Genomic DNA, 12595 nt, shown 5'->3' with positions numbered 1-12595 from the left:
GTCTGTGGCTGTGGGCCGGGTCCGTGGTCGTGGTGCCGCGGTGGTCACCAGGCGCCCTGGCGGACGAGGTGGCGGCGGAGTCTTCCCGTCGAGGTGCGCGGCAGGGACGGGACGAAGCTGATGGCTCTGGGGACCTTGAACGCGGCGAGGTGCTCGCGCGCCAGGCCCACGAGTTCGGTCTCGAGACCGGACGGACCGGACAGCCCGGAAAGACCGGGCGGCAGGGGCGAGACGGGGACGACGAAGGCCCGCAGCCGGCTGAAGCCGCGCCAGTCCGTCATGGCCGCGACCGCGACCTCCTTCACCGCCGGATGGGCCCGCAGCACGGCCTCCACCTCCAGCGGGGAGATGGTGATCCCGCCGACCGTCTCCAGGTCGTCGGTGCGTCCCAGGTGCCGGTAGCTGCCGTCCGGCTCCCGGCGCGCCCGGTCGTGCGTGGCCAGCCAGCCGCCGACCAGGGTGCGTTCCGACTCCTCGGGCCGGTTCAGATAGCCGGGCGTCAGCGTCGGCCCGCGCACCCAGAGTTCGCCCTCCGCGCCGTCCTCCACCGGCACGCCGGCGCCGTCGCGCAGTTCCACCTCGAAGCCGGGGACCGGGCGGCCGACCGTGCCCGGGTGGTTGTGCTCGAAGCTGTTGGCGCAGAACGCGTGACCGGCCTCGGTGGAGCCGATCTGCTCCAGGACCGGCGCGCCCAGCAGATCGGTGACCTGTTTCCCGAGCCCCTCGGGCAGCTCCTCCCCGGCCGACACGGCGGCGCGTACGGAGGCGAAGCAGGCCGCGTGGCCGCTGCCCCGGCCGGCGACGAGGGCGGCGTACGAGGAGGGCACGGAGTAGAGCAGCGTGACCCGGTGCCGGGCGACGAGCTCGTCCACGGCGGCCGGGTTCGGACGCCGGTCCACCAGGACGGCGGACGAGCCGGAGAAGAGCGGGAAGACGAGGGCGTTGCCGAAGCCGTAGGCGAAGTACAACTTCGACACCGACAGGGTGACGTCGTCCGGAGTGATCCGCAACAGCCGACGGCCGATGAGGTCGTGGAACGTCTTCGGGTCGCCGTGACAGTGCACGACACCCTTGGGCCGGCCCGTGGTGCCGGAGGTGTACTGGACGTAGAGCGGGGTGTGCGCGTCGACCGGGTGCGCGGCGGCCGGCTCGGCGTCGGCGGTGAGCGCCATCAGCTGATCGGCGCCGAGACGCACGCGGTCGGTGAAGCGGTCCTCCAGGCCCGGTCCGGTCACGCAGAGCAGGGCCTCGGCGTCCTCGGCCATGAACGCGTGCTCGGCCGGGGGCAGTTCGGGGTCGACCGGCACGGCGACGGCTCCCAGCCGGGCGGTGGCGAGGAAGGCCGCCACCCAGGCGATGCCGTCGGGCAGCGCGAGCAGCACCCGGTCGCCCGCACCGACGCCGTGCCCGCGGAGCACACCGGCCGCGCGGCCCGCGAGCTCGTGCACCTCGCCGTGCGTCCAGGCCCGGTGGCCCTGATGGAAGGCGACCCGGTCGCCCCAACCGCGCCGCTCGGCGAGCGCGGCGAGATGGGTGGCGAGGTTGCCGGGGGCGTCGGCGTCCGCGTGGGTGCCGGTCGGCGACCGCGGAGTCGGCGTGGACGTGGGAACCGTCACCGGGTGGGCTCCTCTACGGCGGCTCGGCGGGGGGTGTCCGCCCGACGGTCGCTCACCCCTGCCGGGGCGGCTGCCTGGTGCTCCCGCAGGGCCCGCATCTGCGTCGCCGTCGTCAGCAGCATCTCGTCGTACTCCGCGACCGGATCGGAGTCGAGGACGATCGCGCCGCCCGCGCCCAGGTGCATCAGCCCGTCCGCGAGTACGGCGGTACGGATGACGATGCCGAGGTCGGCGCCGCCGCTGCACCCCAGGTAGCCGAGGGCCCCGGAGTACACACCGCGCGCCTCGGTCTCCAGCGTCTCGATGATCTCCATGGTGCGCAGCTTCGGCGCGCCGGTCGTCGAGCCGCCGGGGAAGCAGGCGCGGACGCAGTCCACCGCCTCCGTGTCCGGGCGCAGCCGGCCTTCGACGGTGGAGACGAGCCGGTGCACGGTGGCGTTGGTCTCGGTGGCCATGAGCCGGGGGACGCGTACCGTCCCGGTCCGGCAGACCCGGCCCAGGTCGTTGCGGAGCAGGTCGACGACCGTCAGGTTCTCGGCGCGGGCCTTGGCGTCGGCGGCGAGCGCGTCCCGCAGGCGCGTGTCCTCCTCCGGGGTGGTGCCCCGGGGCGCGGTGCCCTTGGCGAGCCGGGCCTCGGCGACGCCGCCCCGGGTGATCCGCAGGAAGCGCTCGGGGGAGGCGCTCGCCACGTCGAGGTCGCCGAACCGCAGGAAGGCCGCGTACGGCGCCGGGCTGACGCGGCGCAGCACCCGGTAGAAGTCGTACGCGTCGGGCGGCGCGGGCAGCCGGGCGGCGTTGGTCAGACAGATCGCGTAGCTGGTGCCCGCGCGCAGTTCGCGCGCGCAGGCCTCGATGTCCGCGAGGTAGGTGGCCCGGTCGCGGACGAGCCACGGCTCGGCGGCGCCGGGGTCCGGCTCGGCCGACACGGGCGCGGGTGGTAACGGCTGTGGGTCGGCGCCGACGAAGGTGAGCTGGCCGAGTGCGCCGTCGAGCCAGTCGGTGGCCTCCCGGGTGGCCTGGGGGGTGTCCTCGGCCACGCAGACGGCGTAGGTGAAGCCCTCCTGGTGGTCCACCGCGATCAGCCGGTCGGCGAACAGCCAGCAGGCGTCGGGGGTTTCGGCCCGGTGGCGGTTCGGGGAGCCGCAGTCGGCCTTGGTCTCGTACCCGAAGTAGCCGACGTATCCGCCGGTGAAGTCGAAGGGCAGCCCGGTGGCGTCCACGTGGCGGGTCGCCAACTGCCGCTTGAGGTAGTCGAAGACGCTCGCCCGGACCTTGCGCGGCGGCCGTCCGGCCCGCTCGATCTCGCAGCGGCCGCTCGTGACGTCGTACCGGACGAACTCCGACAGCGGCCCGGAGCCGTCACCGAAGAACGAGAACCGTGACCGCCCCTCCTCGGCACGTGCGCTGTCCAGCCAGAACGCCCGCGGGGAGGCGGCGTACATCCGGGTGAAGGCGGCCTCCGCGTCGACGGCGGTGGCGATGCGGCGGGTGTGCAGCCGGTGGGCGGGGCGGGCGGTCCGGGCGGGGCGGGAGAGTGTGGCCGGGGCGGGGATGGCCGCCGCGGACGGGGTGACCGCGGTGTTCTTCGTACGGGTCTTGCGGGCGCGTTGCGCCGTGAGGTTGCGGAAGTTCACGAGCATCCGGTGGCCGTACTCGGTGAGGACGGACTCCGGGTGGAACTGCACGCCCCACAGCGGCCGGGTGCGGTGCCGCAGTCCCATCAGGACGCCGTCCTCGGACCAGGCCGTGGCCTCCAGCGTCTCGGGCAGCGGCTCGCGCACGGACAGCGAGTGGTAGCGGACCGCGGTGAAGTGCTGCGGCAGCCCCTGGAACAGGTCCCGCTCGTCGTGCCGGATTCTCGACAGATGCCCGTGCCGGGGCTCCGGGGCGGGCAGCACCCGGCCCCGCTCCCCGAGTGCGATGCCCTGGTGGCCCAGGCAGACACCGAGCACCGGGATCGTGGACTCCGCGAGCACTCTGGCGCTGATCCCGAAGTCACGGAATTCGGCCGGGTGTCCCGGCCCGGGCGACACCACCACGTTGTCGAATTCCGAGAGATCCGGAATTCTTCCGTCTGTTCCGTCGGGGGCGGCGTCGTTGAGGATCACCACCGGTTCCTCGCCGTTTACCTCGGCGATCAGCTGGAACAGGTTGTACGTGTACGAGTCGTAATTGTCGATGAGCAGGGTCTTCACCCGCCCACCTCCCTTTGGTCGTTCTCGGGCCTACGCGGTCCGTCTCTTGTGCCGTACGGATCAGCGGATTGAGACGCCGAGACAGGGAACCGCGAGCGCATTGAATACGTCTCGCGGCCCGGGATCACGTGATACGCCACGGTGACGGGTACTGCGGGCGAGCTCGCGCGAACCGGGCTTCCTGGTGGTCACGCCACCGAATACGGAAAGCGCGTTCAGCGCGTTCAAATCTTCGCCGGGGGACATGGAAGGCCGCCGCGATGTGCCAGCCGCGCACGCAGGTCGGACATGCCCGCGTCGTCCCACGTCATCGAGTGTCCTCCACCGGCGCCTCCCCGAACCGTGCCAGCGCCAACGCGCCCGCCACCGCCACCGCGAACCCCAGCACGGCCAGCCAGGCCAGGCCCTCGCGTGTGCGGTCGCCCAGCCAGACCACCCCCACCAGGGCCGGTCCGATGGTCTCGCCGATGACCAGACCGGCCGTGGCCGTCGTCACCGAGCCGCGCTGCAGTGCCGAGGTCAGCAGGATGAACGCGGCGCCTCCGCCGATGAGCAGCGCGTATGTCGCCGGGTTGGCCAGCAACGTGGCGGGCGCGAGGTCGTCGATCAGTCGTACCGACACCTCTACGACCCCGAACCCGAACCCGGCCCCGAGGCCGAGGACCAACGCCCGCCCCCGCCCGGACATCCGCCCGCCCACCAGACCGAGCAGCAGCACCACCACCGCGGTCCCCAGCATCCAGTACTTCAGCGTCATGGACCCGGCCCGGCTGCCCTCCGTGCCGGACGCCAGTCCGAGCATCGCCAGCCCCGCGCACACCACCCCCACCGCGGCCCACTCCACCCCGCTCAACCGCACATGCAACAGCCGCGCCGCGACCACCGCCGTCACCGCGAGGCTCGCCGCCAGCGCCGCCCCGACCGCGTAGATGGGGATGGAGCGAAGCGCCGCGATCTGCAGCAGGAAGCCAAGCCCGTCCAGCGCGAGGCCCGCGAGATACCGCCACTGCCGCAGCGCCCGCAGCAGCAGCGCCGCGTCCCCGCCCGACCCGCCGCTGTCGGCCGCCGCCCGCGCGGCGATCGCCTGCAACACCGTCGCCGTACCGAAGCAGACCGCCGCACCAAGTGCGCACACCATTCCAAAGAGCACGAAGTGACTCTAGGGGACGCCGAAAAGCAGGGGGTTCCCCCCCTCCTGGCGTAACCGTTCTCTAATCTGATCGCTTGCGCCCAGCAGGGTGCTCAGCACAACGCACTGTCACGACCACGGGGGATCGAAGATGGCGGACACACGACGGCAACTGCGCTCGGGCACGGTCGTACTCGGCGGCATGGGACTCCTCGCGGCGGCCCTCACCGCCTGCTCATCGGAGCCGGACAAGCGCTGCGTCGACCGCGACAGCTACACCTCGGCCAAGGGCTACAAGGTCGTCGCCGACAAGAACTGCAAGACCACCAAGACCTCGGGCAGCAGCGGCTGGTACTACGGCGGCAAGAAGAAGAGCGGCTGGGTCGACGGCGGCTCCTTCACCAAGGCGAGCAAGGGGTCCGGCAGCAGCACCGGCGGCGGCAGCCACCACTCCGTCGACCGCGGCGGCTTCGGCAGCGGCAAGGGCAGCTCCGGCGGCTGAGCGACGCGCCACCACGTCACCGCACCCGTAGGCCGCGCGCCCAGCACCGCACCGATCGGACCCGTACGCCATGGAACGCCGCACCATCGAGCCCCGCGCCGGCTGGCAGCAGACCGTCGAGCGACAGGGCCTCATCTACCCACTGACCCGCTACCCGGACGACTCCCTGCGCCCCTACTGGGACGAGAGCGCGTACTACGCCTTCTCGCTCCCCGAGGTGGAGGCGCTGGAGGAGGTCGTCGAGGAACTGCACCGCCTGTGCCTGGCCGCGGCCGAGCACATCGTCACGGAGAACCGTTTCGCCGACCTCGGCATCACCGACCCGCGCGTCGTGCGGGCGGTCGCCGAGGCCTGGCGGCGCCGCGGCGAACTCCCCTCCGTCTACGGCCGTTTCGACCTGCGCTACGACGGCACGGGCCCCGCCAAGATGCTGGAGTACAACGCCGACACCCCGACCTCCCTCGTCGAGGCGGCGAGCCCCCAGTGGTTCTGGATGGAGGACCGTTTCCCCGGCGCCGACCAGTGGAACTCCCTCCACGAACGCCTCGTCGCCGCGTGGAAGAAGCAGGCCGGCCTCCTCCCGCCGGGCAGCCCCCTCTACTTCGCGCACTCCGCCGCCGACGAACTCGGCGAGGACCTGATGACCGTCGCGTACCTGAAGGAGACGGCGCAGCAGGCGGGCCTCGACACCGACTGGATCTCGGTGGAGGAGATCGGCTGGGACCCCCTCTCCGGCCGCTTCGTCGACAACCAGCTCCGTTTCATCCGCAGCTGCTTCAAGCTCTACCCCTGGGAGTGGCTCACCACGGACCGCTTCGCCGACCACGTCCTGGACACCCTCGACAACGGCGGCGGTACGGGCACGACCCTGTGGATCGAGCCCGCCTGGAAGATGCTCCTCAGCAACAAGGCCCTCCTCGCCGTCCTCTGGGAGCTGTACCCGGGCCACCCCAACCTCCTCCCCGCCTACCTGGACGGACCCCGGGAGCTGGCCACCACCCAGGGGTACGTGGCCAAGCCGCTCCTCGGCCGCGAGGGCGCCGGGGTGACGGTGCACGAGCCGGCGACCGGGACCGCCGCTGCCCCGGTCCCGCGCGACGATGAACCCTGCTGCTACCAGGAACTGGCCCCCCTTCCCTCCTTCGACGGCAACCATGTCGTCCTCGGCGCCTGGGTCGTGGACGGTGAGTCGGCGGGGCTCGGCATCCGCGAGTCGGCCGGGCTGATCACGGACGAGTACGCCCGCTTCCTGCCCCACGTGATCCTCTGAGCGGCTCCGGCGAAGTCCGCTGCGGTACCCGCGCCCCTCAGGGGCGCGGGGCCCCTGACATCATGCGGCTCCGCCGCGTGGGCGCGACCAGCCACAGACGGCCCGCGGGTTCAGCACCGCGCTTCCAGCGGAGCGCTCAGGCACCCAGCACCGCACGCAGCTGCGCCAGCCCCCAGTCCAGGTCCTCCTTGCTGATGACCAGTGGCGGGGCGATCCGGACCGTGACCCCGTGGGTGTCCTTGACCAGGACACCCCGGTCCATCAGCCGCTCGGAGATCTCGCGTCCCGTGCCGTACTCGGGGGCGATGTCGACGCCCGCCCACAGCCCCCGCCCGCGCACCGCCGTGACATGCCCCGTGCCGGTCAGCAGCCCCAGCTCCCGGTGCAGGTGGTCACCGAGTTCCGCGGCGCGCCGCTGGTACTCGCCCGACCGCAGCATCGCGATCACCTCGAGCGCCACCGCGCAGGCCAGCGGGTTCCCGCCGAACGTCGACCCGTGCTCACCGGGCCGGAACACCCCGAGCACCTCCCTGCTCGACACCACCGCCGACACCGGCACGACCCCGCCCCCGAGCGCCTTGCCCAGTACGTACATGTCCGGCACCACGCCCTCGTGCTCGCACGCGAAGGTGCGGCCCGTGCGCCCGAGACCGGACTGGATCTCGTCCGCGACGAAGAGGACGTTCCGCTCCCGCGTCACCTCCCGCACCCCGGGGAGGTAGCCGGGCGGCGGCACCAGCACGCCCGCCTCGCCCTGGATCGGCTCCAGCAGCACCGCGACCGTCTCCTCGGTGACCGCCGCCCGCAGCGCGGCCAGGTCCCCGTACGGCACGATGTCGAAGCCCGGCGTGAACGGCCCGAAGTCCGTCCGCGCCTCCGCGTCCGTGGAGAAGCTGATGAGCGTCGTCGTACGGCCGTGGAAGTTGTCGCTCGCCACGACGATCCTCGCCCGGCCGTCGGGGACGCCCTTGACGCGGTACCCCCACTTCCTGGCCGTCTTCACGGCGGTTTCCACCGCCTCCGCGCCCGTGTTCATCGGCAGCACCATCTCCATGCCGCACAGCTGTGCGAGCTGCGCGCAGAAGTTGGCGAACCGGTCGTGGTGGAAGGCCCGCGAGGTCAGCGTCACCCGCTCCAGCTGCGCCCGGGCCGCGTCGAGCAGCCGCCGGTTGCCGTGTCCGAAGTTCAGTGCCGAGTAGCCGGCCAGCAGGTCGAGGAAACGGCGGCCCTCGACGTCCGTCATCCAGGCCCCGTCCGCCGTCGCCACGACGACCGGCAGCGGGTGGTAGTTGTGCGCGCCGTGCGCTTCGGCCGAGGCGATGAGTCGTTCGGTGGTGGTCACGGGATCTCCGTTTCCTGCGGCCCAGGGATCGCTGCCCGCACGCGGGTCGGGCTCATGGCTCTCTTCTTATCGTCGCTCGCATGGTGGACGGGGCGAGACACTCTGCGGCTACCGCCGCGTGGCCGGCGCTCCGGCGCGCCCGGTAGGCTGGCGGACGGGACCGTGACTGGCGCGCTGGGATGGGAACGACCATCGGGGAGCGGCCCCATGCTGTGTCTTCCCGGGGGACAACCCCCGGACCCCCGGCCGGAAAGACAGGTGGGCCGAAGGGCCCGGAGTCGTCCGGACAGGGAGACGTGGCAACGAGTGCCGTGCGCCTGGGCCGACCCGTGAACGCTGAACGCCACGTCCGGAGGCCGTCAATGCCCGAGCCCCTCTCCACCGAGTCCACCGCCTTCCGCAGCGCCCTCGACGTGATCCGGGCCGTGGAGCCCCGCGTCGCCGACGCCATCGGTCAGGAAATCGCCGACCAGCGCGACATGCTCAAGCTGATCGCGTCGGAGAACTACGCCTCCCCTGCCACCTTGCTGGCCATGGGCAACTGGTTCAGCGACAAGTACGCCGAAGGCACCGTCGGCCGCCGCTTCTACGCCGGCTGCCGCAACGTCGACACCGTCGAGGCCCTCGCCGCCGAGCACGCCCGCGAGCTCTTCGGCGCCGAGCACGCCTACGCCCAGCCGCACTCCGGCATCGACGCCAACCTGGTCGCCTTCTGGGCCGTCCTCGCCGCCCGCGTCGAGGCCCCGGCTCTCGCGAAGGCCGGGGTCCGCAACGTCAACGACCTCTCCGAGGCCGACTGGGCCGAGCTGCGCCAGGCCTTCGGCAACCAGCGCATGCTCGGCATGTCCCTGGACGCCGGCGGCCACCTCACCCACGGCTTCCGCCCGAACATCTCCGGCAAGATGTTCGACCAGCGTTCCTACGGCACCGACCCCGCCACCGGTCTCATCGACTACGAGGCGCTGCGGGCGTCGGCCCGCGACTTCAAGCCGCTGATCATCGTCGCCGGCTACTCCGCCTACCCCCGTCTGGTGAACTTCCGGATCATGCGGGAGATCGCCGACGAGGTCGGCGCGACCCTGATGGTCGACATGGCGCACTTCGCCGGTCTGGTCGCGGGCAAGGTCCTCACCGGCGACTTCGACCCCGTCCCGCACGCCCAGATCGTCACCACGACCACGCACAAGTCGCTGCGCGGCCCGCGCGGCGGCATGGTCCTGTGCGACGAGAGCCTCGCCGAGCAGGTCGACCGCGGCTGCCCGATGGTGCTCGGCGGTCCCCTCCCGCACGTCATGGCCGCCAAGGCCGTCGCGCTCGCCGAGGCCCGCCGCCCCGAGTTCCGCGACTACGCCCAGGCCGTCGTCGACAACGCCCGCGCCCTCGCCGAGGGCCTGATGCGGCGCGGCGCCACCCTGGTCACCGGCGGCACGGACAACCACCTCAACCTGATCGACGTCGCCTCCTCCTACGGCCTCACCGGCCGCCAGGCCGAGTCCGCGCTGCTCGACTCGGGCATCGTCACCAACCGCAACGCCATCCCCGCCGACCCGAACGGCGCCTGGTACACCTCCGGCATCCGGATCGGCACGCCCGCGCTGACCACCCGTGGCCTGGGCACCACCGAGATGGACGAGATCGCCGGTCTCATCGACCGCGTCCTCACCGCCGCCGAGCCCGGCACCACCGCCAAGGGCGCCCCGTCCAAGGCGCAGCACGTCCTGGACACGAAGATCTCCGACGAGATCTCCCACCGCGCCACCGACCTGCTGGCCCCGTTCCCGCTCTACCCGGAGATCGACCTCGGCTGACCCACCCCTGGCCAGGCCTTCGGGCCCTACAGGTCGATCAGCTCCTGTCGTGGTTCCCGCGGCGGTCCGGCGCCCTCGCGCCAGGCCGCCGCGCGGCGTACCAGGAGGGTGCCGCCGCCCCCGAGGAGCAGACCGGCGCCCAGCCCGGTCAGCACCCATCGCGCACGCTCCTCGGCACCCTGTCTCGAGGCCGGTGTGCCCGCGGCGGCGTCGATCAGCCTTCCTCGCCCCACCACCTGCTCGAAAAGCGAGCGTGGCGCGCGATGCCAGCGGATGTCGTCGTCCACCACGGCGGGCGAGGGGTCCGTGCGTACCCAGGGCGTGCCGTCCGCGGCCAGGAACAGCTGGTCCTGGCGCGCCATGGCGACATCGCCCCCCGGCGCGCTGTCGGTCTGCGGCCAGCCCCCGACCCCGCTCTGCCCCCACATCACGGTGGCCCGTACCGGCGGGAAGTCGCCCGACGCCCACGCGTCCGGCACCCGCTCCGTCCCCGTGTAGGTGGGAGTCAGCAGGTCCCACAGCCGTGTGAAGTCCCGCTCCCCGGAGTGCAGCGCGGTCGTCCGCCCCGTGCCGCTCTCGATGACCAGCGCGATGTCCGGGGTGCTCCGCCCCGCGGCCGGTGCGAAAGCCCGCGCCGGGTGCGCCCCCAGCACGGCGAGCACCACACCCGCGCACACCGCGATCGCCGACCTCGCCCGTCTGCCCCGGCCCGCCATGCGTCCCCCGTCCGCCCCAGGTACGTACCTTGAGTACCCGCCTGAGTATCCGCCCAGGTCCCCCCGCCGGGGAGAGCTCTGTTCCCACCTGTTCCCGAGCTCCCGGGTGCACCTGAGAGAATGGTGAACATGGCCTCTGAACGTCCCCGCGTGCTCTCCGGAATCCAGCCCACAGCAGGCTCGTTCCACCTCGGCAACTACCTCGGCGCCGTCCGCCAGTGGGTGGCTCTGCAGGAGTCCCACGACGCCTTCTACATGGTCGTCGACCTGCACGCGATCACCGTTCCGCAGGACCCGGCGGACCTGCGCGCGAACACCCGGCTCGCCACCGCGCAGCTGCTCGCCGCCGGTCTCGACGCGGACCGCTGCACGCTCTTCGTCCAGAGCCATGTCCCCGAGCACGCCCAGCTCGCCTGGATCATGAACTGCCTCACCGGCTTCGGCGAGGCCTCCCGCATGACCCAGTTCAAGGACAAGTCCGCCAAGCAGGGCTCGGACCGTGCGTCCGTCGGCCTGTTCACGTACCCGATCCTCCAGGTCGCCGACATCCTGCTGTACCAGGCGAACGAGGTCCCGGTCGGCGAGGACCAGCGCCAGCACGTCGAGCTCACCCGCGACCTCGCCGAGCGCTTCAACGGCCGCTTCGGAGAGACCTTCACGATCCCGAAGCCGTACATCCTGAAGGAAACGGCGAAGATCTACGACCTCCAGGACCCGTCGATCAAGATGAGCAAGTCGGCGTCCACGCCGAAGGGCCTCATCAACCTGCTCGACGAGCCGAAGACCACCGCCAAGAAGGTCAAGAGCGCGGTCACCGACACGGACACCGTGATCAGGTATGACAGCGAGCACAAACCGGGTATCAGCAATCTGCTGACCATCTACTCGACCCTCACCGGTACCGGTATCGCGGAACTGGAGGAGAACTACGCGGGCAAGGGCTACGGTGCGCTCAAGACGGACCTCGCCGAGGTCATGGTCGACTTCGTGACGCCGTTCCGGGAGCGCACCCAGCAGTACCTGGACGACCCGGAGACGCTCGACTCGATCCTGGCCAAGGGAGCCGAGAAGGCGCGCGCCGTCGCCGCGGAGACGCTCGCGCAGGCGTACGACCGGGTGGGCTTCCTGCCCGCCAAGCACTGAGGCGTACGACCGCACACACGTACCACGGGGCAGAGCGCTGCACATCACTACGGCTGCGCCTGCCCACAACACAGCCGTGGCCTTACAGTCGATAGCCGGACGGCTGAGTACGAACCGGGCAACGCGCCCGGCAACGCGAATGACCACACAACCGGTATCGCGACCGACAACGCACCGGACACGACGACAGGAGACGACGTGGGGACCGTAACGATCGGTGTGTCGATCGCGGTCCCGGAGCCTTACGGCAGCCTGCTCCAGGAGCGGCGCGCGGGCTTCGGCGACCCCGCGGCTTGTGGCATCCCCACGCACGTCACCCTGTTGCCGCCGACGGAGGTCCACGCCGCCGACCTGCCGGCCGTCGAGGCGCACCTGGCCGAGGTCGCCGTGGCCGGCCGGCCCTTCCCGATGCGGCTGTCGGGCACCGGCACCTTCCGGCCCCTGTCACCGGTGGTGTTCGTGAAGGTCGTCCAGGGCGCCGAAGCGTGCACCTGGCTCCAGCAGCGGGTCCGCGACGCCTCCGGTCCCGTGGCGCGCGAACTGCAGTTCCCGTACCACCCGCACGTCACGGTGGCGCACGGCATCGACGACGCGGCGATGGACCGCGCGTTCCAGGAGCTCGCCGACTACGACGCCGAGTGGCCCTGCACGGGGTTCGCGCTCTACGAACAGGGCCCCGACAGCGTGTGGCGCAAGCTCCGGGAGTTCGCCTTCGGCGGATCCGTGGTGCCACCGCAGGCGGGCCACGTGGACGTGGAGCGCGGGACCATCGCCAGCCGCTAGGTGTATTGATCACGAGCGTTGTTGACACTCGCCGGTGCTTGATCATGGCGAAGACCTCCGGTGTGGTGGAGCTGTCTAGGACTGCACCGCA

General features: G+C 71.8%; 10 protein-coding genes. 5 read left to right on the top strand and 5 right to left on the bottom strand.

Translation table 11 applies throughout. From position 1 onward, the window contains the following. Positions 1 to 44: 44 nt before the first annotated feature. From ACIQTP_RS46520 to ACIQTP_RS46510, 3 genes are all read right to left on the bottom strand, one after another. Positions 45 to 1616 (bottom strand): AMP-binding protein, encoded by a 1572-nt coding sequence (locus ACIQTP_RS46520; protein ID WP_403412196.1) that lies wholly within the window; start codon positions 1614 to 1616, stop codon positions 45 to 47. Continuing rightward, positions 1613 to 3811: a chorismate-binding protein gene (locus ACIQTP_RS46515; protein WP_403412193.1), complete on the bottom strand. Its 2199-nt coding sequence runs from the start codon at positions 3809 to 3811 to the stop codon at positions 1613 to 1615. The genes ACIQTP_RS46520 and ACIQTP_RS46515 overlap by 4 nt, the downstream gene beginning before the upstream one ends. 307 nt (positions 3812 to 4118) lie before the next feature. Continuing rightward, positions 4119 to 4949 (bottom strand): DMT family transporter, encoded by an 831-nt coding sequence (locus ACIQTP_RS46510; protein WP_402036004.1) that lies wholly within the window; start codon positions 4947 to 4949, stop codon positions 4119 to 4121. A 142-nt stretch (positions 4950 to 5091) separates the two neighbouring features. Here ACIQTP_RS46510 and ACIQTP_RS46505 point away from each other — a divergent pair, with 142 nt between their 5' ends. Then, positions 5092 to 5442: a hypothetical protein gene (locus ACIQTP_RS46505; protein WP_403412186.1), complete on the top strand. Its 351-nt coding sequence runs from the start codon at positions 5092 to 5094 to the stop codon at positions 5440 to 5442. 70 nt (positions 5443 to 5512) lie between these two features. Then, entirely contained in the window at positions 5513 to 6712 is a 1200-nt protein-coding gene (locus tag ACIQTP_RS46500) for a glutathionylspermidine synthase family protein (RefSeq protein WP_403412183.1), read from the top strand. 136 nt (positions 6713 to 6848) lie between these two features. Here ACIQTP_RS46500 and rocD read toward each other — a convergent pair whose 3' ends face one another. Continuing rightward, a complete protein-coding gene (gene rocD, locus ACIQTP_RS46495) occupies positions 6849 to 8054 on the bottom strand; it encodes an ornithine--oxo-acid transaminase (RefSeq protein ID WP_403412181.1) in 1206 nt (401 codons plus the stop codon). 311 nt (positions 8055 to 8365) lie between these two features. On the opposite strand from rocD, the gene ACIQTP_RS46490 reads away from it, so the two are divergent. After that, on the top strand, positions 8366 to 9862 hold the full coding sequence (locus tag ACIQTP_RS46490) for a glycine hydroxymethyltransferase (RefSeq protein ID WP_402036007.1): 1497 nt from the start codon (positions 8366 to 8368) through the stop codon (positions 9860 to 9862). A 26-nt stretch (positions 9863 to 9888) separates the two neighbouring features. Here the strand turns inward: ACIQTP_RS46490 and ACIQTP_RS46485 are convergent, their stop codons facing one another. After that, the gene (locus ACIQTP_RS46485) at positions 9889 to 10578 is read right to left on the bottom strand and encodes a hypothetical protein (protein WP_403412178.1); all 690 of its coding nucleotides are present in this window, start codon (positions 10576 to 10578) and stop codon (positions 9889 to 9891) included. A gap of 129 nt (positions 10579 to 10707) precedes the next feature. Between ACIQTP_RS46485 and trpS the strand changes: the two genes are divergently transcribed. Both trpS and ACIQTP_RS46475 read left to right on the top strand, forming a co-directional pair. Then, complete coding sequence (gene trpS / locus ACIQTP_RS46480; protein ID WP_067367829.1) at positions 10708 to 11721, top strand: tryptophan--tRNA ligase; 1014 nt, start codon at positions 10708 to 10710, stop codon at positions 11719 to 11721. A 198-nt stretch (positions 11722 to 11919) separates the two neighbouring features. Next, entirely contained in the window at positions 11920 to 12504 is a 585-nt protein-coding gene (locus ACIQTP_RS46475; protein ID WP_403412175.1) for a 2'-5' RNA ligase family protein, read from the top strand. Positions 12505 to 12595: the final 91 nt, after the last annotated feature.

The sequence above is a fragment of the Streptomyces sp. NPDC090798 genome (genome assembly GCF_044768965.1).
In the GTDB taxonomy this organism is placed as follows: domain Bacteria; phylum Actinomycetota; class Actinomycetes; order Streptomycetales; family Streptomycetaceae; genus Streptomyces.
The sequence above is the reverse complement of the archived record's forward strand: the minus strand, read 5'-3'. Positions and strand labels throughout refer to the sequence as shown.